General features: G+C 48.4%; 22 protein-coding genes. 19 read left to right on the top strand and 3 right to left on the bottom strand.

The window, feature by feature from the left end:
• Positions 1 to 3: 3 nt before the first annotated feature.
• Genes HP398_RS20825 through HP398_RS20800 form a run of 6 tightly spaced genes read left to right on the top strand, consistent with a single transcriptional unit; the run spans position 4 to position 5,306 of the window.
• Positions 4 to 777 (top strand): thiazole synthase, encoded by a 774-nt coding sequence (locus HP398_RS20825; RefSeq protein ID WP_017248967.1) that lies wholly within the window; start codon positions 4 to 6, stop codon positions 775 to 777.
• Positions 770 to 2,065: an acetylornithine deacetylase gene (locus tag HP398_RS20820; protein WP_173623533.1), complete on the top strand. Its 1,296-nt coding sequence runs from the start codon at positions 770 to 772 to the stop codon at positions 2,063 to 2,065. The genes HP398_RS20825 and HP398_RS20820 overlap by 8 nt, the downstream gene beginning before the upstream one ends.
• A gap of 7 nt (positions 2,066 to 2,072) precedes the next feature.
• Complete coding sequence (gene tenA, locus HP398_RS20815; protein WP_173623532.1) at positions 2,073 to 2,753, top strand: thiaminase II; 681 nt, start codon at positions 2,073 to 2,075, stop codon at positions 2,751 to 2,753.
• Positions 2,738 to 3,520, top strand: a complete 783-nt coding sequence (locus tag HP398_RS20810; protein ID WP_020477525.1) for an ABC transporter ATP-binding protein — start codon at positions 2,738 to 2,740, stop codon at positions 3,518 to 3,520. The genes tenA and HP398_RS20810 overlap by 16 nt, the downstream gene beginning before the upstream one ends.
• Positions 3,520 to 4,278 (top strand): ABC transporter permease, encoded by a 759-nt coding sequence (locus HP398_RS20805; RefSeq protein WP_106833178.1) that lies wholly within the window; start codon positions 3,520 to 3,522, stop codon positions 4,276 to 4,278. The genes HP398_RS20810 and HP398_RS20805 overlap by 1 nt, the downstream gene beginning before the upstream one ends.
• Positions 4,275 to 5,306 (top strand): ABC transporter substrate-binding protein, encoded by a 1,032-nt coding sequence (locus HP398_RS20800; protein ID WP_017248962.1) that lies wholly within the window; start codon positions 4,275 to 4,277, stop codon positions 5,304 to 5,306. Before HP398_RS20805 ends, HP398_RS20800 begins: the two co-directional genes overlap by 4 nt.
• 77 nt (positions 5,307 to 5,383) lie before the next feature.
• On the opposite strand, the gene HP398_RS20795 is transcribed toward HP398_RS20800, so the two are convergent.
• The gene (locus HP398_RS20795) at positions 5,384 to 6,766 is read right to left on the bottom strand and encodes a sensor histidine kinase (protein ID WP_017248961.1); all 1,383 of its coding nucleotides are present in this window, start codon (positions 6,764 to 6,766) and stop codon (positions 5,384 to 5,386) included.
• The gene (locus HP398_RS20790) at positions 6,767 to 7,480 is read right to left on the bottom strand and encodes a response regulator transcription factor (protein WP_017248960.1); all 714 of its coding nucleotides are present in this window, start codon (positions 7,478 to 7,480) and stop codon (positions 6,767 to 6,769) included.
• A 152-nt stretch (positions 7,481 to 7,632) separates the two neighbouring features.
• Here HP398_RS20790 and HP398_RS20785 point away from each other — a divergent pair, with 152 nt between their 5' ends.
• The 3 genes from HP398_RS20785 to HP398_RS20775 are packed head-to-tail and all read left to right on the top strand — an operon-like array spanning position 7,633 to position 10,037.
• The gene (locus tag HP398_RS20785; RefSeq protein ID WP_173623531.1) at positions 7,633 to 8,544 is read left to right on the top strand and encodes an ABC transporter ATP-binding protein; all 912 of its coding nucleotides are present in this window, start codon (positions 7,633 to 7,635) and stop codon (positions 8,542 to 8,544) included.
• Complete coding sequence (locus HP398_RS20780) at positions 8,544 to 9,293, top strand: ABC transporter permease (RefSeq protein ID WP_173623530.1); 750 nt, start codon at positions 8,544 to 8,546, stop codon at positions 9,291 to 9,293. Before HP398_RS20785 ends, HP398_RS20780 begins: the two co-directional genes overlap by 1 nt.
• A gap of 12 nt (positions 9,294 to 9,305) precedes the next feature.
• On the top strand, positions 9,306 to 10,037 hold the full coding sequence (locus HP398_RS20775) for an ABC transporter permease (protein WP_173623529.1): 732 nt from the start codon (positions 9,306 to 9,308) through the stop codon (positions 10,035 to 10,037).
• 263 nt (positions 10,038 to 10,300) lie between these two features.
• Here HP398_RS20775 and HP398_RS20770 read toward each other — a convergent pair whose 3' ends face one another.
• On the bottom strand, positions 10,301 to 10,843 hold the full coding sequence (locus HP398_RS20770; protein WP_017248955.1) for a hypothetical protein: 543 nt from the start codon (positions 10,841 to 10,843) through the stop codon (positions 10,301 to 10,303).
• Between the two features lie 179 nt (positions 10,844 to 11,022).
• On the opposite strand from HP398_RS20770, the gene dacB reads away from it, so the two are divergent.
• The 10 genes from dacB to HP398_RS20720 all read left to right on the top strand — a co-directional run bounded on the left by dacB (position 11,023) and on the right by HP398_RS20720 (position 23,925).
• Positions 11,023 to 13,917, top strand: coding sequence for a D-alanyl-D-alanine carboxypeptidase/D-alanyl-D-alanine endopeptidase (gene dacB, locus HP398_RS20765; RefSeq protein ID WP_173623528.1), 2,895 nt, complete (start codon positions 11,023 to 11,025; stop codon positions 13,915 to 13,917).
• Between the two features lie 166 nt (positions 13,918 to 14,083).
• Positions 14,084 to 15,148 (top strand): Ldh family oxidoreductase, encoded by a 1,065-nt coding sequence (locus HP398_RS20760; protein WP_106833169.1) that lies wholly within the window; start codon positions 14,084 to 14,086, stop codon positions 15,146 to 15,148.
• 84 nt (positions 15,149 to 15,232) lie between these two features.
• A complete protein-coding gene (panD, locus tag HP398_RS20755) occupies positions 15,233 to 15,640 on the top strand; it encodes an aspartate 1-decarboxylase (RefSeq protein WP_017248952.1) in 408 nt (135 codons plus the stop codon).
• A 23-nt stretch (positions 15,641 to 15,663) separates the two neighbouring features.
• A complete protein-coding gene (locus HP398_RS20750; RefSeq protein WP_017248951.1) occupies positions 15,664 to 16,356 on the top strand; it encodes a YheC/YheD family protein in 693 nt (230 codons plus the stop codon).
• A 188-nt stretch (positions 16,357 to 16,544) separates the two neighbouring features.
• Positions 16,545 to 17,888 (top strand): branched-chain amino acid transport system II carrier protein, encoded by a 1,344-nt coding sequence (brnQ, locus tag HP398_RS20745; protein WP_017248950.1) that lies wholly within the window; start codon positions 16,545 to 16,547, stop codon positions 17,886 to 17,888.
• Positions 17,889 to 18,019: 131 nt separating this feature from the next.
• On the top strand, positions 18,020 to 19,204 hold the full coding sequence (locus HP398_RS20740) for a DUF418 domain-containing protein (protein ID WP_173623527.1): 1,185 nt from the start codon (positions 18,020 to 18,022) through the stop codon (positions 19,202 to 19,204).
• A 241-nt stretch (positions 19,205 to 19,445) separates the two neighbouring features.
• On the top strand, positions 19,446 to 20,858 hold the full coding sequence (locus HP398_RS20735) for an FMN-binding glutamate synthase family protein (protein ID WP_106833166.1): 1,413 nt from the start codon (positions 19,446 to 19,448) through the stop codon (positions 20,856 to 20,858).
• A 20-nt stretch (positions 20,859 to 20,878) separates the two neighbouring features.
• On the top strand, positions 20,879 to 21,658 hold the full coding sequence (locus HP398_RS20730; RefSeq protein ID WP_254476257.1) for a YqjF family protein: 780 nt from the start codon (positions 20,879 to 20,881) through the stop codon (positions 21,656 to 21,658).
• Between the two features lie 127 nt (positions 21,659 to 21,785).
• Entirely contained in the window at positions 21,786 to 22,961 is a 1,176-nt protein-coding gene (locus HP398_RS20725; RefSeq protein WP_026043117.1) for an acyltransferase, read from the top strand.
• Between the two features lie 61 nt (positions 22,962 to 23,022).
• A complete protein-coding gene (locus HP398_RS20720; protein ID WP_173623526.1) occupies positions 23,023 to 23,925 on the top strand; it encodes a DMT family transporter in 903 nt (300 codons plus the stop codon).
• Positions 23,926 to 23,943: the final 18 nt, after the last annotated feature.

Genomic DNA, 23,943 nt, shown 5'->3' with positions numbered 1-23,943 from the left:
ATTATGATGGATACATTGAAAATTGGACCTTACGAGTTTCGCTCCCGTTTGCTTCTCGGGACAGGTAAATTCGCTGATTTGGATACACAAGGGAAAGCGGTAGAGGTGTCGGAAGCAGAGATTTTGACATTTGCGATTCGTCGCTTGAATTTGGAAAATCCGCAAGAACCAAACTTTTTGGAACAGCTCGATTTGAAAAAATTCACCTTGCTACCTAATACAGCAGGTGCCTATACAGCTGAAGAAGCAGTGCGCATTGCTCGTTTGGCTAAAGCATCAGGATTGTGTGACATGATCAAGGTAGAAGTCATTGGAGACCCGAAAACCCTTCTCCCTGACCCGATTGGTACGTTCGAGGCTTCGAAAATCTTGGTGGAAGAAGGCTTTATCGTACTGACCTACACCAATGACGACCCGATTCTTGCTAGACGTTTACAAGAAGTCGGCGTACATGCGGTTATGCCAGGTGCGTCACCAATTGGTTCCGGACAAGGGATTGTCAATGAAAACAACCTCCGCTTTATCATCGAGGATGCTAAGGTACCGATTATCGTCGATGCAGGAATTGGCTCGCCAGCAGACTGCGCGAAAGCGATGGAACTAGGTGCTGACGGTGTCTTGTTGAATACAGCAGTCGCACTCGCTGACAATCCTGTCTTGATGGCAGAAGCGATGAAGCTCGGGGTGGAAGCAGGTCGCAAAGGCTTCCTGGCAGGCCGTATCGCGAAAAAGCGCTACGCGTCCGCAAGCAGCCCGACTGAAGGGATGATTGAGTAGCGTGGATCGACTGACAGAAGCGGTAGAATCGATTGCCAGCCGCAAAGAAGAGCTGTTCGCATTACTGGCAGAGCTCGTTTCTCATCCGACTGTGAGTCCTCCCGCGCGAAACAGCGATGCCGCACAAGGAGTAATCGCCAACAGATTGCAAGCGATGGGATTCGAGGTCGAACGCTGGACGGTATATCCAGGAGACGACAATATCGTCGGCCGGTTATCAGGGAGTGCCTCTAGTCAGGCAAACAGTTTGATTGTCAACGGGCATATCGATGTGGCTGAAGTCGGAGATGACACGGGGTGGACCTATCCACCGTTTACTCTGACACATGGCAAGGATGGGCGCCTGTACGGCCGTGGTGTTGCGGATATGAAAGGTGGACTGGCAGCGAGCTTGTTTGCGATCCAAATGCTGCGCGAACACGGAATGGAGCTCCAAGGAGATCTGCTCTTTCAATCCGTCATCGGAGAAGAAGCGGGTGAAGCGGGGACATTGGTCGCCATCGAGCGAGGCTATCAAGCTGACTACGCCGTTGTAGTGGATACGAGCAATCTCCAAATGCAAGGACAGGGCGGGGTCATCACAGGCTGGATCACGATTGAGAGTCCGACGACGCTGCATGACGGAATGCGCGCACAGACCATTCATGCAGGCGGACGCGTACGGGGAGCTTCTGCCATTGAAAAAATGACGAAGGTGATCAGCGCACTACAGGAGCTGGAACGGGATTGGGCTGTCATGAAGTCCTACCCCGGCTTTCTACCAGGCAGCAATACGATCAATCCCGCAGTCATCGAGGGTGGTCGTCACGCAGCGTTCATCGCAGACCGTTGCGCACTATGGATTACTGTTCATTTTTATCCGAATGAATCCTACGAAGAGATCATCCGAGAGATCGAGGATCATGTCGGGCGTGCAGCAGCAGCTGATCTTTGGTTGAGAGACAATCCTCCAACATTCCGGTGGGGAGGACGTTCGATGATTGAGGAGCGCGGTGAAATTTTCCCTTCACTGGAGTTGGATACGGAACATCCGGGGTTGGCAATGCTGCAATCCGCCTATGAAAGTCACATGCATCAAGCGCCTGTCGTTAATATGTCGCCTACGGTGACGGATGCAGGCTGGTTTGCGCATGCAGGCATTCCGGCTGTACTATTCGGGCCCGGTGAGCTCACGTATGCACATGCCGTAGATGAATCCATTGATCCTGACCAGCTTGTTCATTTTGCCCAGATTATGGCCCGATTTATTGCCACCTGGTGCAATACCCCAAAGGAAGCGAAGGAGTGAGTATCGCATGACAACCTTTACTGATCGTTTGAGAAAAAGTGTAGCCCCGATCTGGGAGCGTGTTCATCAACATCCTTTCGTCACCGGACTTGGAGATGGCAGCCTGCCCGTTAGTGCATTCAAATATTACATGAAACAAGACTACATCTATCTGATTGATTATGCGAAAATGTTCGCGATTGCGAGTGTGAAGGCGTACGATCTGGAAACAAGCTCCAGATTCGCTGCTTTGCAAGAATCGACGCTGAACACAGAGATGGAGCTGCATCGTCAGTATGCTGAGCGATTTGGCATCTCTCGCGCGGAGCTGGAAGCGACAGAGCCTTCGTTTGTCATGCTGGGATACACCAGCTACATGCTGCGTGTCGCTCATCAAGGGTCGTTGGCAGAATTGGTGAGTGCACTACTCCCATGCACATGGAGCTATTGGGAAATCGGCAAGCGCTTGGCACAAGTAGAAGGGGCGTTGGAACACGAACTGTACGGGGAATGGGTACGCATGTACAGCTCCGATGAGTTTGGGCAGCTGGCGATCTGGCTGATGGATATCATGAACCAATTGGCGGAAGGAAAGAGCGAGCAAGAGCTGGCCAAACTGGAAGAGTATTTTGTCAATACCTCCAAAATGGAGTACATGTTCTGGGACATGTCCTACAGAGAGGAAATGTGGCCGTGGGAGAACAACTAGCTTTCGCCGATGTCAGCTTTTCGTATGGCGACAAGCAGATTCTTGATCATTTTGATCTGCGTGTGGAAAAAGGAGAGTTCGTCAGCTTGATCGGTCCGAGCGGGATCGGGAAAAGCACCTTATTTCAGCTCATCGCAGGTCTTCTTGAGCCGGGGCAAGGTGAAATCAGACTAGGCAGTGTAGCAGTTGCAAATCGTTTGGGGCAGGTCGGCTATATGCCCCAACGCGATCAGCTCATGCCATGGCGTACGATTGTCGAAAATGCAGCTTTGCCGCTAGAAATCAAAGGTATGAAGAAAAAAGAAGCGCATGAGCGCGTCAGACAGCAATTGCCAAGGTACGGGCTCCAGGATTGGGCTGACAGCTATCCAGCCCAGCTTTCTGGTGGGATGCGTCAGCGGGTTTCCTTTTTGCGGGCGTTGTTTTCTGGTGCAGAGATGATGCTGTTGGATGAGCCGTTTAGTGCATTGGATGGAATTACGAGAATGGACATGCAAGAGTGGCTGATGGAAAAGTGGCAGGAAACAGGCAGTACGATGCTGATGATTACACATGACATCGACGAAGCCATTTTACTTGCAGATCGTATTATCGTGCTTTCGGGTAGTCCGATCACCAAGCCGATCGAATTAACCGTTCCGGTAAGCAGACCTCGGACGGCAAGTAGTCGCAATCAAGCCGGATTTTTGGCATTGCGTGAACAAATTTGGGAACTGCTGCGACAGGAGCGCCAAGCAGCAACGAAGCCGTTGAGGAGAGAAGCATGATGGGGAGAGGCATCTGGTTTGGCATCTCCATCGCCATTTTTCTCCTGGTATGGGAAGCGGTATGTCGCTTCTTCGGAGTGCCGCCATTCATTTTACCGCCGCCTAGCGCTGTCGTTGTGTCTTTGTGGGATTTACGTGCCTCTCTAGTAGGTGTCCATCTTTGGGCGACGTTACAGGAAGTGTTACTAGGACTATCGATCTCGATTGTGTTTGGAATCTCTCTTGCCTTCGCGATGATTCGCAGTCGGATTGTCGAGCGCTTGGTCTATCCGTATATCGTCATCTCCCAAACGATCCCCATTATTGCATTATCACCCGTATTTATTTTGTGGTTCGGGTATGATTTATCTGGAAAAATCGCTGTTACGATTCTGTTTACTTTCTTTCCGATCGTCGTCAACACGTATGATGGACTTCGCTCGACGGACAAGGAAATGCTCCAGTTGTTAAAAACGATGGGGGCAACAAACGGACAAATTTTCACCAAGCTGCAACTCCCGTCGAGTTTACCCCATTTCTTCAGTGGTCTCAAAGTGGCAGCTACCTACAGTGTGGCTGGGGCGACGATCGGAGAATGGCTTGGGGCGAGCGAGGGTCTCGGGTATTTTGGCAGACGGGCATCCGGCAATTTTCAGGCTCCCGCGTTGTTTGCCTCGGTCCTGTTGCTCTCGATTCTCGGCATGCTGCTGTTTTGGCTGGTTGGACGAATCGAACGTCATTTTTCCCCGCATATGAAAACTAAAGGAGAACAACAATGAAACCTTTCAACAAATGGACGAAAGCATTCATGGCACTCACATTGGCAACAGGTCTTGCCGCTTGCGGCAATCAGGCGAGCTCGGATGCTGGTCAGACGCAAGCCCCTGCTAATAAAGGAGCGGAGCCGACAGAGCTGACGATTGCGCTCGATTGGTATCCGAATGCTGTACATTCCTTCTTATACGTCGCAGAGGAGCAAGGCTATTTCAAAGACGAGAACCTCAAGGTGACCATGCAAATGCCTTCAGACAGCAATGATCCGTTGAAGATGGCGGCGGCGGGTAAAGTGGATTTGGCAATCAGCTATCAACCACAGCTCATCCAAGCTCGTGCAGAAGGAGTACCTGTCGTATCTATAGGTGCACTCGTTCGTCATCCGTTAAACGTCATCATGACGCGCCAGGACAGTGGAATCGATACGCCGCAAAAGCTGGCTGGAAAAAATATCGGTTATCCATCACTTCCACTCGATGAATCGATCGTACGTCAAGTCGTGAAGCATAATGGTGGCGATGATTCCGGACTGACCTTCACGGATATCGGATTTGACATCGTTCCAGCGTTGACAGCCAAAAAGGTCGATGCTGTAGTAGGTGGCTATATCAACCATGAGCAACCGATTTTGGAGAAACACGGCGTTCCAGTCAATGTGTTCAAGCCTTTTGAGTTTGGTGTACCGGACTACTATGAGCTCGTATTAGCGACAAGTGATGATACTTTGGGCAAAAAGCAGAAAGCTGTGGAAGGATTCCTGCGTGCGATTGGCAAGGGCCAGGACTATGTGAAACATAATAAGGAAAAGGCACTCGATCTGTTGTTTACCAAACAGGCTGCCGATTTCCCGCTGGAACAAGACATTGAGACCAAAAGCTTGGATATCCTGATTCCGTTAATGGATGCGGGAGAAAAGCCTTTTGGATACCAGACGGTGGAATCATGGCAAACACTGATTGATTGGATGAAAAAAGAGAAGTTGATTACGGCTGACGTGAAAGCAGAAGAGATCATGCGCGATCTCGCGAAGTAATCAGTCAAAAAGCACCCCCTTTGCACGCTTTTGAGAGTCTACTCTTCATTGGCGAGACAGAGGAGGTGCTTTTTCGATCAAGAGGAGAGGGGGAAACAAAGTTCTGCTATCATCCCTTTTCCTGTATCGCTTGATAACAGCAGGCGTCCATGATGAGCGGCAGCAATACGCGCAACCATGGGCAAACCGAGACCATGACCATTGTGTGAGGGAGATTTTCTTTTTGATGAATAAGGCAATTCCACCAAGTCAGGCAGCATGCATGGCTCGATGCCTTTTCCGTTGTCAGTGATAATCAGGAGAGCATTGCGCTGATTGGCTGACAGGGTTGTTTGCACGTGGATGTGACAGCCTGATGGGTTATGCACGATGCTGTTTTGAACCAGATTCGTGATGGCGCGTCCAAGAAGTTTTTCATCGCCCATCACGAAGCATTGCTCAGTCGTGACATCCAGCTCGATGGTAAAGCTCTCTGCCAAATCATTGTTCAAAAAGTCAGTGACAATTTGCCGCGCAAGTGTCGATAGCCGAATCGGTTTGGTATGTATGGGCTGCATTTCGTATTCCAGCATGGAAACGAGATTCAAGTCGCTGACCAAAGACCGGAGTTTTTCCCCTTGCTTTCGAATAATGCTTGCTTTTTGCTGCTGTTCGTAAGGCACTGCGTTGCTCTCTTCCAATTCACTGGCATACCCGAGCACCATCGATAATGGCGTGCGTATATCGTGGGAGATTCCAGCGATCCAGTTCGAGCGTGCTTCGTCTCTTGCTTTTAGCAAAGCGTTCTTTTCTTGCAGAAGCGACGATGCATGATTGATGCTTTTGGCAATCCCGCTGAACATTCCTTTTGCCTCGACATGTGTATGCTGATCTTCTGACAGAGCGTGAATCCCGCTAATCAGTGGGCGGATTGCCCGAATGAGTCGAGAGCCGATGAAAAGCGAGAGAAGAGCGGCAAGTAGTATATTTCCGAAAAGCAAAGCCAGTAATCGATACGGCAAATCACTTATCCAACTGATCGGGAAATGAAACTGGTACTTGGCGAGACTATCCTTCGGGTAGCCCACGACGACCAGCCCCATCTCATTCTCCCATACAAAAACAGGATAGTCCTGTAAGTAATTCCGCGAAAACTGCGCCACTTCTGCCAGAGAATAGGCGCGGGGCAATTGGTCCGGTATGGCTTGCTCCCAGACGACTTTCCCATCGTTCGTAATCAGCATGGCCCAAGCCTGGCTCTTTTGTAACCAATCTTGTGCATTTGGTTCCAACGTATAGCTGGTACCGTTCTTGTGAAGACCTTCTGCGACAGTTTGTGTGACGTGAACGGGAGAAGAGCCTTCGTTCATGCCTTTGAAAACAAATGTACCAAGAATAATGTAATTGACGATGAGCAAAAAGACGGCGATCAGGATAGAAGCACCTGTATAACGACGTAAAATTCGTGCGGCTCCATCCATCTACAACTCTTCCTTTACGAGTAATTTGTATCCGAGTCCTCTTACCGTCAGCAAATATTCAGGGGTGGACGGACATGGCTCGATCTTTTCGCGAATGCGCCGCATATGAACCATCAGCGTGTTTTCATACCCGTAGTAATCGTCACCCCATACAGATTGGCACAGGGCATCACTCGTGACGATTCGTCCCCGATTTTCATAGAGTTTTCGCAAGAGTGCGTGTTCCTTGGCGGTCAAAGCGTATTCGCGGTGATCTCTCGTCACGATTGCCGCCTCCAAATCGATCGTACTGTCACCAAGCTGGAAAACGGGCAGACGATCGATTTGGGGAGGCGCATAAACGCGTCGTAAAATGACCAGGAGACGAAGAACGAGCTCGCGCGGTAAAAATGGCTTCACAATATAGTCGTCAGCCCCCAGGCCAAGTCCGAGCAATCGATCTTCATCTTCCCCTCTCGCTGAAAGAAAAATGACAGGGATTTGCGAGAAGCGACGGATCAACGTCAAAAGTCCAAATCCATCTCCATCAGGCAGCATGACATCCAGGATCGCGACATCAGGCTTGTCCGAAGCGCAAATCACTAACGCCTCTTTACAACTACCCGCATGAAAAATACGAGAGAATCCTTCCTTACGCAAAAATCCATCGATCATATTTCTGATTTCAAGCTCATCCTCCACGATGAGCACTTTTTTCTGTTTCCATTCTTCCATATTGAATCACCCGTATTCATTATACTCGCTCGAATTGTGTGTTCTACCCACTCAGAGTCAATTTAAGGTTGTTGTAAGGTTCCTGTCAGCTTATCGACGGGTTGGGACTCTATGATTTCGTAGGAGAGACCAACAGATAGGAGCGAGAAAAGATGAATACGGTGATTCGAACGGAAAACCTTTCAAAACGCTATGGAGGGGTCTATTCCGTCCAGCGGGTGAATCTTGCGGTAGGAGAAGGGGAGGTATATGGCTTCCTCGGTCCAAATGGTGCAGGAAAATCGACGACTCTTAAAATGCTGCTAGGATTAGTCAAGCCAAGTGAAGGGAGTGTATCTGTATTCGGGAAGGATTTTAGCAGGAACCGACTTGAGATTTTGAGTCAGACGGGTTCCTTGATCGAGGCTCCTTCCTATTACGGTCATCTTACCGGCCTGGAAAATATGCGCGTCATGCAGCGACTGCGAGATGTACCGGACAAACATGTAGAAAAAGCCTTGCAAATCGTCCGTTTGGAAAAACAAAAGAACAAAAAGGTAGATCAGTATTCTCTCGGGATGAAGCAGCGACTGGGAATTGCCATGGCTTTGCTGCATTTTCCAAAGCTCGTCATCCTCGATGAACCGACAAACGGTCTAGACCCTGCGGGAATCGGTGAAATTCGGGAATTGATTCAATCGTTGCCACACGAGTATGGAATGACCGTCTTGCTCTCCAGCCATCTGCTCTCGGAAATCGAGCAAGTGGCCACGTCCATCGGCATTATTCACGGGGGAAAACTGCTGTTTCAAGGGAGTATGGAGCAGTTGCAACGGGATAGTCAGCCTCATGTGTGGATGAAAACGCAGGACAATGAAAAAGCGAGAAGAGTTCTTCAAGAGATGGAGCTTTCTCCAAGTCTCCAAGATGGCTTCCTGGTCATGGAAGGCATGGGGGATAGAGAGGTAGCACAGACAAACCGGGCGCTGATTATGGCGGGCATAGATGTTTATCGGATTGAAGAGCACAAAAAAAGCTTGGAGAGCATTTTCCTCTCCCTTACAGGCAAGGAGGGGAGCTTGTAATGGGAACGCTTTGGCTGGAGTTTTATAAAATTCGACATAAGCGTTTGTTTCTCATGCTCGCCATTCTTTTGAGTATCGAACTGGCATGGGGGTTTATGGCTGTCAGTACCTCTATGACGAAAAATCCGGATGCCACGACGTGGAGCGCCATTCTGGTCACGATTACAGCCATGAACGGATTGTTTTTGCCGATCGGTTCGGCTGTCATTGTTTCACGGATTTGTGATATGGAACACAAAGGGCGTACGTGGAAGCTGCTGTTGGCTGCCTCTGTCAGTCGAAAAGCGGTTTATGCGGCAAAGTTCGTCTCTGCGGCTGTTTTGATCGGGGGAGCCGTCATTTTACAGGTAGTGGCGATCGTGGCATTTGGCATTGGCTATGGTTTAGCAGAGCCAGTCCCGATTGGCCTATTACTCCGCTTTGTAGCAGGGACAACGCTTACGAATCTCGTGGTGATTGCTCTGCAACAATGGATCTCTCTCGCCATCAAAAATCAGGCATTTAGCCTATGTCTCGGGATGATCGGGGGGTTCATTGGGATGACAGCGAGCTTGTTTCCGCCACAAGTCGGACGCCTTTTCATCTGGTCGTACTATGTAGATTTTTCGCCCGTTACGTATCAGTACGTGAACGAAACCATGCTGTTTACTACGCGTGAAATCGGCGTTCATTTGCCGATCATCGTCGTACTCATGGGCATCTCATTCTACCTTGCTGGGAGCATTCACGTATCCCGGCAAGACGTATAGGGAGGATTTTTTATGCTACTCAGATGTTTGGGAGCTGAATGGGTAAAACTGCGTCGTTCTCGTATTTGGCTCGTTTTGCTTGTGCTTCCTGTTTTCAGTACGCTGATCGGCTTCGCTAACTACTGGATGAACCAAGCGATCCTGCAAAATGGCTGGTATAGCCTGTGGACGCAGGTGAGCTTGTTCTACGGAGAATTTTTCTTGCCCATTCTCATCGCGATCTGCTGTTCGTTCGTGTGCAGACTGGAGCATGTAAATCGGAACTGGAACATGATACTGGCAGCGCCTGTATCGACTCCAACGATTTTTTTCGCGAAGCTGGTAGTGGTTGGCGTTCTCCTTTTTGCTGTGCAGCTTTTTTTCCTCGTGCTGTATATTTGCGCGGGTTTCATCGCTGGACTACACGCACATTTTTCGTTTCCTCCGGAAGTGTTCGGATGGATCATACGAGGCTGGCTGGCTTCGCTCACCATCATCGCCTTCCAACTATGGCTTTCCACGCGGATACAGAGCTTTGCTGTACCTGTCGGCATTAGTGTGTGTGCTGTTTTTGTAGGGCTAGGCTTGTATGTGTCTGGGCTCGGGATGTTTTTTCCTCTGTCGATTTTAACGATTGGCATGGGCGTGCTCAGTCAAGAGAGTTTATCGCTAGGAGAGCTGGGGACGTTTGCAGTCATGTGTGTACTGTTTGTGACGACCGGCTGTGCACTGGGGATTCGCCATCTGACGAGAGCAGGTCTTTAACAGTTTTCACCACATTAACGGTTTCCCTTTCCTGTCAAACAACCTTATAATAGAAGGTGAATGCTTGTAATGAGGAGAAGTTTCCATGGACGACAAACACATAAACAAGACGAATAGCAAATGGGTGATCTGGGGTTTTATTCTCAGCGTACTCGCTTGTGCTGTTTCTATGGCGATTTTCATCTACGTGATGCGCAACTGACAGCACAGGGTGGAAATGTCAAAAAACCGCTCGTATATGAGAGCGGTTTTTTGCTGTGGCGTTAGCGGGATATCGCTGTTATTTTTCGGACGGCTTCTTCTTGTGACAGCTGGTTCAACTCCGTAAAGCCAAGATTGGACAGGGCGATCGTTTTTCCTTGGTAGATCGGGTAAACGCCCTGCCAGAGACCTGCTGTACTGTACAGCTGTGATCCTCTCACTTTTCGCAAAAACAATAAATAATTCCCTTCCGACAGCGGTCCAGGATATTGCAGGTTGAGCGGACTGGAGGCATCGGGAAGCGGCTCTACACCAGTGCTAATCACAGTTAATGGTCTGGATGACCTGCCTTTTATCGTTCTTTTTACTTGGAGGTTTTGTGTGTAATTCACGATCTTGCCTTGGGGAACGCTGCGTCCCGTTGGATAAGGCTGATGAGCACCGTTTACCCATGCGATGACGATCAAGTCTGACCTTTTTACTAGATCGGCAAGAGAAGGATACGGTGCGGGATCTACTTGTACACGACCGATGTCAGTTTGGGCAAGTGCGGAGAATGAAAAGGCGCAGAGAAGTGACAAACAGAGCAGCAATCGATAGAACATGAAGCCATTTCCTCCAAACAAAAGAAGTTTTGAAGGTAGTATGAACGGAAAGGGTATCGTTCATGCCTGTAGACTTTTAGTATAATGGTAATATTCCGAATAAATAGAATACGTGCTATCATGATGGCGTACTGTGATTTGTTGGTTGAAATCGCCCAGACTATGACAAGGAGGTTATCATGAATCATTTGTTTGCTTTTCGACGTGTTGGTACGTGGTTTTTCGTGTTGGCTCTCTTGTTGCAGGTAGCAGCTTTGCCTGCACTAGCCAGGGAAGAGGTCACTTCCACTAGTCCTCTGGCACTCAGCATAGAAAAATTCATCGCCGATTTGAAAAATGACGAGAATAGCAAGGGCATGTACGCTGGAATCGCGGTTTACGATCTAACCGACAAAAAGTACGTATATAAGCACAATGCCGAACGTAATTTTATCCCGGCTTCCAACATGAAGCTGTTTACGACCATTGCGGGTCTGGATAAGCTGGGGCCGAATTATCAGTGGAAGACTGAAGTGTTTGTTTCCGGAAAGATAAATAACGGTGGCGTGTTGCAAGGGGATTTGATTTTAAAAGGCTATGGGGACCCTAGCCTGAAGCCAGACGATTTGCAGCAAATGGCAAAAGCCATCAAGGATTTAGGGATCAAACGAATCAATGGAAACCTGCTTCTCGATGACAGCTATTTCGATGAGACCAGATTGGGTACGAGCTGGATGTGGGATGATGAACCGTATGGGTACAGCGCTCAGGTAAGTGGATTAGCCGTAAATAAAAACTTTACGACGCTAACCGCAACCCCCGGTAAAACGGTGAACGATGCCCCTGTCCTGACCATGAATCCGGCTACCACATACATAACAGTCACAAACCAGTTAAAAACGACAGAGGGCAAGGAGAGCAACGTGCTCGTCGAGCGTCCGCGCGGAAAAAATGAAGTTATCGTATCCGGTACAATCGGGATGCAAGCAGCTCCTTATGAAGAAGATGTCACGATGGAAGACCCGGCTTTTTATGTGGGCGATCTATGGAAGGATCAGTTGCTGAAACAAGGGATTGCCTTACATTCGAAGATCGAAGTGAAAAAAACAGTGCTGCAAAGCGGAGTGCCGCTCTATACCCACTTATCCAAACCGTTGAGTGAGATCACGGTGGAGCTCAACAAGGATAGTGACAACTTCTATGCGGAGATGCTTGTAAAGACGCTGGGGGTTACCCAGAAAAGTGAGGGGAGCTTTGATGCAGGCAGTGAAGCGGTAGCGGACGTGATGGAGCGCGCTGGCATTGAGTCGGGCTTCCGCCAAGTAGATGGCTCGGGGTTATCGAGATTTAATATGATCACTCCAGAACAGATGATCGAAGCCCTCATCTTTTTGCAAGAGCAAGAATATCGAACGGAGCTGGAAAAATCACTCCCAATCGCAGGGGTGGACGGCACCTTGAAAAACCGCATGAAAGGAACCAGTGCGGAAAAGAATCTAGCTGCTAAGACAGGTTCATTAAGCGGAGTTAACACAATGTCTGGTTATGTAACGGCAAAAAATGGTCATAAGCTGGCCTTTTCGATTCTGATCAACGGCATCTATAAATCGAAGTATGCGAGGGAGCTACAGGATCAAATCGGGATTTTGTTAACAACCTACCCGGATATTGCAGCACCGGAAGGGTTCAGCCCTCCAGAGAAAAAGACGTACCCACTCTCTTCTTTGATCGATCCCATCCTCGATACGCCGGAAGCAGCAGGTGTTACGGCAGGCATCATGATCAAATCATTGGATTCAACAGGTGATTCCGTCTTATACGAGCGGGATGCGGACACACTGCTTACCCCTGCTTCGAATCTGAAGTTGTTGACAACTGCCACAGCGCTGAATCAGCTTGGTTCGGATTACGTATTCAAAACGGAGCTGTATGGAGACGCACCAATCACCTCACCAGGCGTACAAAAAAGCAATCTATATGTGAAAGGATACGGTGACCCTGCTTTGCACACAGAGAATGCGCTTCAGGTACAGGAAGGTGTGTCGATTGAAAAAATAGCAGGGTGGATCAAGCAACAAGGAATCACACGTATCAATGGGAATCTCGTGATGGATGAAAGCTACTTTGACCAACAACGGCTTGGCCTCGGCTGGGCATGGGATGACGAGAGCTATTATTACAACCCGACCATTGGGGCTCTAGCATTGAACCGTGGGACGGTTATGATCGAATTCAAGCCCGCTAACGATGCTGGCGAACCAGTAGAAATCAACGTGCTTCCCAAAACAGCATACGTGCAAGTGATCAATGAAGCCAAGACCGTACAAAAAGGAGAAGAAAATACGTTTGCTATCCTGCGGGACCGTGGCACAAATACCATCAGACTGTCAGGGAACCTCCCACTTGATCACGAAGGCGATTACGAGCGTGTGCCTGTGGAAGAGCCAGCCAAGTACGTGGGGACCGTACTGAAGGAAACGTTGGAGCAGCAAGGAATTACGTTTGCTCCGAAAAGCGAAGTGCTGATCCAGCCAGTTCCTCCAGCAGCAGTGAAATGGACACAATTTGAGTCACTGACGCTGAAGGAAATCGTTCAGTACCTCAACAAGCGAAGTGACAATTACTACGCCGAAATGCTCCTCAAGACAATCGGAGCTGCAAAGAAAGGGGAAGGGAGCGCAGCGGCTGGGGCAGAGATCGTTATGGAATTCGTATCTTCGCTCGGCGGGAATACCAGCTTCGACATGATGGATGGATCAGGATTGACGCGCTACAATCTTATTTCTGCTCGGCACATCGCATCCGTACTAGAGGGAATGACGAAGGAATCGACATTTGCTCCTTATGATGAATCTTTACCCATAGCGGCCATTGATGGTACGCTGAAAAACCGCTTGAAGGACACACCTGCCGCTAATAATCTTCATGCGAAAACAGGTTCGATGACGGGTGTGAATACACTGTCGGGCTATATCACGACCAAAGGCGGGGAGAAGCTCGTCGTTTCGATTATGTTTAATGGCTATGTCAAAGATGAAGAGCTGTTTACCAAGATGCAGGACCAGATCATCACGATACTGGCCAGCTATGAATAGGAGTCAAGTAAAAAGGAGCCCCACTATCGGGAGCTCCTTTTTTGCGTTGACCGTCGATTGAACTGGGTCAATGCCTGTAGCGGTCAATCAGTGGGTGACATATCTATATTCAGATTAGGAAGCAGGCGAAGTACAGAACAGCGGTGAAGGAGGGGAAAAAGAGAAGATGCACCCTGCACTCTTTCATTGGAAGCGTTTGGAGCAAGTCGTAACAGAAGTGTTTGTACAGGCAGGTGCCAGACGCGAGCATGCAAGGCTTGTCGCAGAATCTCTCGTCCATGCTGATTTGCGCGGCATCGAGTCCCATGGTCTGGCGAGGCTGCCGATTTATATCCAACGAATCGAAACAGGCTTGATTGAATTGAACGATGAACCAGTGGTATGGAAACAGGAGGGGGCAACAGCACTGGTAGACGGCAAAAACCAGTTGGGTGCGGTAGTCGGGGTGGCGGCTTTGGAGGAATCGATCAAGTTGTCACAGCAGATGGGAATCGGGGTTGTTGGTGTTCGTCATTCCAACCACTTTGGCTCCTGTTCGTACTATGCAGAACGCTCGATCGCAGAAGGAAGGATTCTTCTTGTCCTTTCCAATGCCCCCGAAGCAATGGCACCTACAGGAGGGATACGCCCTTTTTTCGGAACAAACCCAATTGCGGTGGGAATACCGGCAGGGGAAGAGCCATCCTTTTTGTTAGATATGGCTACGAGTGTCGCTGCCAGGGGAAAAATCGCCTTAGCCGTAAAAAAAGGGGAAACGATTCCTGCCGATTGGGCCATCGATCCCGATGGGAAGGAAACGACTGATCCCACACAAGCCTTGCTTGGCTCACTTTTGCCGATCGGGGGAGCAAAGGGCTATGGATTGGCAATGTTCATTGATATCTTGTGTGGGCTGCTAACGGGTGCAGCAACGGGACCACATGTAAAAAGCCTGTATGACAATTGGAACGATCCACAAAACGTTGGACATCTATTCTTGACGGTGGATATTGAACGATTTATGCCACTGCCCGATTTTTGCGCCAGTATGGATGCATACATTCGTGAGGTGAAAAGCGTACCTACGAAGAAAGGGGTATCCGAAATTTTCATTCCTGGGGAGATCGAGAGCCGAAAAAAGCAAGAACGTATGGAAAACGGTATTCCTTTCGATCCGAATCTGACGAAAGAACTAAGCCAATTATGCCGCACCTATGGCGTCGATTTGCAGGCTGCGTATCATGTCCCTTAACCAGATTTCCTATCGTGGTAGGTTTCATGGACAATACATTGCACATAGACTAATGTCATCGGTTTGGAAAGGAGTGAACCGCCAATGCAACGACACATGTGCAAAGGCAAAATTCACAGGGCGACAGTTACACAGGCCGAACTGGATTACGTGGGGAGTATCACAATTGACGTTGCTCTTATGGATGCGGCAGATATCAAGCCATATGAAATCGTGCAAATAACCAGTTTGCGTAATGCCACGCGCTGGAAAACATACGCGTTACCCGGGGCATCGGGTAGCGGAGTCATCTGTTTGAACGGACCACCTGCCCACCTATTTTCGCCAGGAGATCTAGTCATCATTTTGAGTATGGGCATGTACGATGAATCCGAGATCGAACAGCTTGTCCCCAAGGTCGTGTTTGTGGACGAACAGAATCGTATCACGAAAATAGAGGAGCATCATCTAATAAAGAATGGAGAGACACTGCCATTAAACCGCCAAACGTAGGAAAATGGGGCAAGCATAAGCACATGGTCCAAGACGAACTTTTGCAGGAGTATTTGCCCAAAACCCGCGTGTACTCTCCTGAAGAGCTATGGGAGTATGCAGAAGCGTTTACACACGTGATGCTGAAGCCTTCAGGAGGCGGCGGTGGGGCAGGAATTATTCAAGTAACGGCGCGAGGAGAAGAGCAGTATTTGGTTCATAGTGGAAGTCGCCGTCGTCTCGTGGATGGGAAAGAAGCCACGAGACGATACGTGGAATCGTTGTTTCGGCCAAAAACATACCTGCTCCAGCCACTTATCCCGCTTGGTAGAATCAACGGCAAACCTTTTGATGTGCGTGTCATGATCCAGCGTAGGAGCTACAAGGAGCCTTGGGTCATAACAGGGTGGTGTGCAAAGCTTGCAGGTCCGGGCTATGTTGTGACAAATGTAGCTCGCAGTCGTGGAAAAGTTTTACCCATCGGCACGGCAATCAAGCTGTCGAATATAGAAGCAGGTCCGCATCTCTTGAGTGACATCCGCACGGTAGCTACGGCGGTAGCTAATCGATTGGGAAGAGCCTATCCGACACTCCGGGAGATCGGTTTAGACTTAGGGATTGATGTGGATGGCAAACCGTGGATTATTGAAGCCAACTTCCGACCCGCTCTTTCTCTCTTTCAAAAGCTAGAGGATCAGTCCTTTTACAAACGAATTGTCTCCATGAGAAAACGATAAGAGGAAAACCACTTGTCGATGTTCAAACGGTAAGAAATGGCAGGTGGTTTCCTTTGTTTTTCTACTTTCAATTATTGTAGGAAAAATGATAATGATCTTGCAATTACAACTATGGCTTTGCTACTAGCGAAGGAACGCAAAAGTTGATAGAATGCCTCTCAATACGATGGGAGGTAATATACACGTCGATGATAACCTTGTCTAAGAAAGAAATGTTGCTGGTCAGTTTTATGCTGTTTTCGATGTTCTTTGGTGCAGGGAACCTTATTTTTCCACCCTATCTGGGTCAAGAGGCTGGTTCCTATGTTTGGCTGTCGATTGCAGGCTTTGTATTATCGGCTGTCGGTCTTCCTATCCTTGGGGTGATTGCCATCGCAAAAGCAGGGAGCTTTTACCAATTAGCGAGTCGTGTTCATCCAAGCTTTGCTCTTATTTTTCCTATTTTGATTTATGTGTCGATTGGACCCGCACTTGCTATCCCACGTGCAGGCAGTCTCGCGTACGAGATGGGAATGGCGCCGTTTTTGCCGGCACAAGCCGCTGATTCCACCTGGAGTCTTTTCTTCTATACGATCGTATTTTTTGGCATTGTCTTTTGGTTTAGTCTGACTCCTTCCAAATTGATTGATCGCTTTGGGAAAATACTGACTCCTGCATTGTTGACCATGATTGCCTTGATCTACATCAAGAGCTTATTCACACCACTGGGCCAAACGGGGGTACCAGCAGGAAAATATGCCTCCAATCCAGTTGTGCAAGGTTTTCTGGACGGGTATTTAACAATGGACGCTTTGGCTGCACTCGTATTTGGTATCGTGATTGCCAATACGCTGCGAAGCAAGGGAATCGAAGACAAAAAGCAATTGTCTGCGAATATGATCAAAGCAGGTCTCGGAGCAGGTATGTTGCTGACATTCATCTATGTCATTTTGGGATTGCTCGGTTCATCTGGAGCCTCTTTAGGTAGGCCGGAGAATGGCGGGCTGCTCCTAACAGCTATCATGAGGCAGCTATTTGGGACAAGCGGTACGCTGATTCTTGGTGTCATTTTTACCGTCGCTTGCCTTTGTGTATCGATTGGACTCGTAACTTCTTGCAGCCAATACTTTCATGGACGATTCAAAGGTTTGTCCTACAGAGGATGGGCAGTGATTCTCTGTGTCCTGAGCATGGGAGTCGCAAACTTGGGATTATCGGAGATTTTAAGCGTATCTGTCCCGATTTTGGGCGCAATTTACCCAATTGCGATCGTGCTCATTTTGTTGGCGTTGCTAGAGCGCTGGATACCTGCTCATTCGTCTGTGTATATGACGACTGTCGCAGTTGTGACGGTTTTTGGTGTCGTGGATTTGATGAATCTTACGTTTTTTAATCAGAGCTGGAACGATATCTTGGGTGTTCTTCCTTTTTATAAGGAAGGGGCCGGTTGGATCATGCCCGCAATATTTGCTGGTTTTGTCGGTATTCTGCTCGATTTTCAGAATAGAACAAACCGCACAGGAACAGGAACAAAGACTTCCCCATCAAAATAAGGCAGCACGTAAGAGAGGGCTTCGTTTTCGCGAAGCTCTCTTGTTGTGGTAGAAGCATTTGTTACTTTTTTCGAGGTTCATTCGTATTAAATGTGTTAAAGCCTAAGGGGCAGTTGGGGAGGTTCATTTACGTGAAAGTAGCACCTGTTGCGGAAGGTGAGCGAATTCGGCAGCTAGACGGGATTAGAGGCTTTGCCCTCTTGGGGATCTTGCTGGTGAATATGCCGTCATTTTTGTATCCCATCATGTTCTTACCAGATGCAGGGATGGTCAATACCCATTCAGAAATGGATGGTTGGATACGGCTCTTGTTTAACATGTTTGTACAGACGAAGTTTTACACTATCTTCTCGTTTTTGTTTGGCGTAGGCTTTTTTCTGTTTATGCATCGTGCCGAGAGCAAACAGCTGCCTTATCAGGGACTGTTTGCTCGCAGATTATTGGTGCTCTTGATTGTGGGGATGGCACATCTTGTTTTCCTCTGGTATGGAGACATTCTTCATACGTATGCCCTAGCTGGTTTTCTTCTGTTGCTGTTTTACCACAGGCAAGAAAAGACGATCAAAAGGTGGGCGTGGACGCTTTTGATCGGTGTGCAGGCCATGTACGCTCTTATGCTGACCGTTCCTGAAGACCTCGTTCCTATGCCAGATCAATCACTGCTCATACAAAAAGCAATCGATGCTTATACCAATGGCTCGATCATCGAGTGGTTGCAATTCCGGGTTGCTTACGAAATTCCGGTCGTTTTCTCCCTTGAGTTTATTGTTATCCTATCTGTTCTGCCGCTCTTTTTATTCGGATTTCTGGCAGCCAAGCGGGGAGTATTTGAGAGGACGGAAGAGTTTATTCCGGCCATTCGTCGCGTATGGTGGATTGCGCTGGGCTTGAGTGCTGTGCTTGTACCGATGATTCCGCTTATTCAATTCGGCATTGTTACATTTCCAGCCTCGATCTCGATTGCCGTTCAGACATTTGTTACCTGGAGCGGTCTTTCCCTGAGCGCTTTTTACATTACTTCACTTCTGCTTCTGTATCGGAAAGAGAGAGTCAAGCGCATGCTGAAGTATTTGGAACCGGTAGGCAGAATGGCGTTAAGCAACTACTTGAGCCAAAGCATCATCGCTGTATTGGTTGTGCGTGTTGGACATTTGTACGGAACACCTGGGTTGGCTCTCGGATTGGTGTATAGCTTGGTGATCTTCACTGCGCAAATCTTCGTTAGTCGCTGGTGGCTCGCCAACTATCAGTTTGGTCCTGCAGAATGGCTGTGGCGCTGTTTGACATACGGCAAATTTGTACCAATGAAACGATAAGGAGGATCTCATGCGATTTGACACTATCATGACAATGGCTGTCGTGCTTGTGCTGACGTCCTGTTATTTTTATTTATGGAAAAGGCTTCGCTCGAAAACGTCCAGTTAATCTGGGCGTTTTTTCTAGCTTTAATGGCCAGGGGAGAGCGTAGGATAAAAGTGGCATGATTGGGGCAAAATTTTCCTATCTCACATACCTAGTAACAGCAGCAGCGCTCTGACAGTAGGAAGGAGAAAGAGGATGGCTGGCAATTGGATTTCATTTTTGATCGGCTCCTTTGTAGGATCGATAGCTGCACTCCTCGTGGTGGGACTGCTTTTGATCTGTCTTTTTCGACCTCTTACCCAGTGGCTGCTCGCCAAGTTCATGAAGCGCCTTATGTCAGACCGCTATCCGGAAAATATTTTTGAGATGGTCTCCGCCATGACCAAAGTCAGTCCACGCTACGTCCTGGAGAACAGCTTGCGAGCAGCTACTGGACAAGCCATCGAACGTCCTTTCGGAAGTCCGCGCAAGTTCTTGAACTTCGATAGCTTGATATTTTCTCCTGCACAGCTGGCCAAGCTGCCTTCGAGTGAGGATACAGAAGTGGACATGCAAATCACGATTGGCCCCATGGCAAAAAAGCCGTTAACCTTGGACATTCCGCTCATGGTAGGGGCAATGGGGTACGGTATCGGTGTAAGTGCCGATGTGAAAATCGCGATTGCAAAAGGAACGGCCGCAGTGGGGACTTTGACGAATACGGGTGAAGGCCCGTTATTGCCGGAAGAAAGGAAATTCGCCAAACACCTGATTCTCCAATACAACTCGGGAAAGTGGGCAAAGGAGCCGGAAATTTTGCGACAGGCTGACGCCATCGAAATCCATTTTGGGCAGGGGGCGACTGCAGCTGCCGCGAGCTTTATCCCCGCTGAATATATCCAGGGAAGAGCTGCTGAAATCATGGGGGTTCAGGATGAAGAGATGATTATCATTCCTTCGCGGCATCCGGAAGTATCGAAGCCGGAGGATCTCAAGAAGCTCGTAGACAAGTTGCGCACAATAACAGACGGCGTTCCGATTGGTGTCAAAATCTGTGCCAGTGCGATTCTTGAAAAAGACCTGGAGATTGTAATCCAAGCCGGTGTAGATTTTATCAGTATTGATGGCGGACAAGCGGGGACAAAAGGAGGACCTCCCATCCTGGAGGATGATTTCGGTTTGCCAACGATTTATGCGCTGACCCGGGCCGTGCGCTATTTGAAGAAGAAAGGTGTGAAAGAACGAATTACCTTATTGTCTGGGGGCGGATATAATACCCCGGGTGAGTGCCTGAAAGCAATTGCTTTGGGAGCAGACGGCATATTTATGGGGACGGCTGTTTTGTGGGCGATGACTCATGATCAGGTGACAAAAGCAATACCGTGGGAACCACCGACAGAGCTGACCACCTATCCTGGGAGCTTGAAAAACAAATTTGACCCCGATTCAGCCACGAAATACTTGGCTAACTTTTTTCTTTCGTTTGTGGATGAAATGGAAATTGCCATCCTCGCGCTGGGGAAAACGTCTCTTCGTGAAGTTACGGCTGCGGATCTCGTCTCACTCGATGAGATGACGAGCAAAGTGACGAAAGTACCCCTTGCCTATCATTCATCCTCTTCCAGTTAAAATGCTTGATCGACGTACGAATGGGAGGGATTCGTATCGAACAGAGGATCATCCAAATCAAGTCGGCCGCACAGTACAACGGATGGACCATGACACAGACGTGGGAGCATCTTCTTTTTTTACATTGGGCGATTTCACCAGCGTCTATCAAAGCGCTCATTCCAGCAGGACTTGAGCTCGATACATATGATGGCAAGGCATGGATCAGTATTATCCCGTTTTTGCTGAGTGGCGTGCGTTTGCATCGGATGCCATCCGTACCATTCACGACGACTTTCCCTGAAATCAACGTGCGGACGTATGTGAAGGCGAAAGGGAAGACAGGCGTGTATTTTCTTTCGCTGGATACGTCGAATCCCCTCGTAATCCAGATTGCGAAATTTTGGTACCGACTGCCTTATTATCGGGCCCAAATGACTTTTCATCGCCAAGGGAATCGGATCGATTTTACCTCTCGACGGCTATCTGGTCTACCTCAGTCACCCTGGTTCGAAGGTAGCTACCAGCCTCTCGCTGACAGATTTTTCGTCAAAGAGGGAACGCTGATGCATTGGTTGACGGAGCGATACACGCTCTTTTGCAGGTGTAACAGAACGAAGCAAATGATGTATGCGGATGTGGTGCACGAGCCGTGGCAACTACAGGAGACAGCCTTTCATATTCGTGAAAACTCGATGACCGAAAACCTGTCAATCCCACTCACGGATTCTCCGCATCTAGCCCTGTATTCACGTGGAGTACAAAGTCTTATTTGGCCGATTCGAAGTCTAGCGGATCTGTCTTCGGATCAAGGTGGATAGTAGTGACTGATACCAGTACAAAAGGGTATCAGTCTTTTGGATTTGAGGCTTGCCAGACTGACTTTTGGTCGGTAAGATGAGAGATAGCACTTTTTTTCGAAAAACAGGAAGGATCTGGTATTTGGTTATGGCTCGAAAAGAACGAATTGGTGAGTTGGATCTAATCCGGGCCTTTGCATTCTTGGCTGTGGTTTATCAGCATGTCATAGGCGTGTATATCCGTGAGCCGGGACTGACAGAGCAGGTGTCGATCGTCTACGGAATGTTGTTTCATTTGCTAAAATTCGCGGTACCTGCATTCATTTTCATCACGGGTCTTGTTTTGTTTTACAACTACTCCGAAAAAGTGAACTATATTTCCTTTACACGTAAACGGGTAACGGAGATTTTGGTTCCGTATGGAATATGGTCGGTGGTTTATCTTTACTTGATGGAGAAGCCCTTGGGGGAGGGAGCAGGTTTTTTTTGGAATGTATGCAAAAATTTCCTGACAGGGACATCCTCGTATCATCTGTGGTTCGTCGTGATGATTTTTCAGTTCTATCTTTTGTATCCGTTTTGGCAAAGAGTATTTGAACTTTTCCGCAGATTCGTGACAAGCCGCTTTCGTCTCGTTGTCGCTCTTGGTGTCTCCGGATTGGTTTATGGGGGCCTCATGTGGTTTTCAGCGCGGTACATCCCCGCGCACGGTTTCCGATTCGATATGAATTGGCTTGATACATATTTCATCAAATACCGCGATCGAAATGCGTTCTATTATTTCTATTACTTTTTGTTCGGTGGCTTGGTCGCTGTCACGCTGCCTGCATTTCGTGCACTCCTGAAAAGATACTGGCAATGGATCATTGTTTCAGTTGGTGTCCTGTACGCAGTCATTGGCTATGAACTTTTCCGTGATTCAGGGCAAGGCCAGATCAATTTAAACGTAGCGACATCCTTGAAACCGTCCATGTTCCTCTATACGATGGCTTGTTTATTGGCTGTGTACGCTCTCTGCCTATGGATGAGCAAAAAGCAGTCCAAATGGACACATTGGCTAGGGCTCCTTGGGAAATATTCGTACGGAGCTTATTTGATTCATGCGCTGATCTTGACGTACTTGATGAAGATTTTGCGCGAGCTTCAGCTTTTTCACACGGGCGTGTGGGGAAGTATGGTAGCATTCGCCTTGTGCTCCATTCTTTCTTTTGCCATATCATATGGGCTGGGAAAACTGCCGTTTGGTTCCTGGCTGGTGGGGGCAGCAGAGAAAAAGACAAAAAAGATCCCGTCATCTCAAAAAGAATGGCAAAACGCGGGTTAATCGCAAGCAGTTTGGCCATATGTAGAGAATTGTAGGAGGTTGAAGGGAGAAGCGAGTCGTCATGCTGTTAGCTTACATTCAGTTAGCCTTGGCTATGGCCTTGGTCGGAAGCAACATCTCCATCGGTAAAGAAATTGTTTCCCATGTTCCTGTGTTTTTGTTTTCGGAGCTGCGCTTTTTGCTCGCGATCATCATCCTATTGCCGCTGCTGGCTATGCGTGGGGAATGGAAAACGTCTTGGAGCCGTGAGGAAGGCAAGGTGCTATTCTGGCAGTCGTTTTTCGGCGTGTTTCTGTTTAGTATTTGCATGCTGTACGGCGTTCAGTGGACGACGGCTACTGCGGCCGGTATCATTACGAGTACGGTACCTGCCTGCATCGCTTTGTTTTCGTTCTGGATTCTCAAGGAAAAATTACACGTCAACAGCTTAGTTGCGATCGGTCTCTCAGTGGGCGGCATCGGCTTCATTACGTTCACAGGAAGCGGAGTGGAGCAAAACTGGGTAAGCATGCTTGGCAATTTGTTCGTATTTTTTGCAGTCGTCAGCGAAGCGCTTTTTACGATTTTCGCCAAAAGACTTTCTGGGAAAATTACGCCTTTCCAAATGACGGCTGCAATTAATGTCATCAGCTTTGTCTTGTTTCTTCCGTTTGCGATTTGGGAAAGCTTGCGGTTTGATTGGAGTGCTGTACCTGCAAATGTATGGTGGCTTCTTGTGTACTATGCGATTACGGCTAGCGTCTTATCCTTCTTTCTCTGGTACAAAGGAGTGGAGAAGGTGGAGGCCTCCAAAGCTGGCTTGTTCACTGGAATGATGCCGATAAGTGCTGCTCTCGTGGCTGTCTTTTTCTTGAACGAAGCATTTACTTGGATGCATGGAGTGGGGATGATCCTGGTGCTCGCCTCCATTTTTATCGGTACACAGCAGCCTCGTCGTATATGTTCCGTAAAAATAAAGTTGTAGACTGGCGCTGTCGTTAAG

It is taken from the genome of Brevibacillus sp. HB1.4B (assembly GCF_013284285.1).
In the GTDB taxonomy this organism is placed as follows: domain Bacteria; phylum Bacillota; class Bacilli; order Brevibacillales; family Brevibacillaceae; genus Brevibacillus; species Brevibacillus porteri.
The sequence above is the reverse complement of the archived record's forward strand: the minus strand, read 5'-3'. Positions and strand labels throughout refer to the sequence as shown.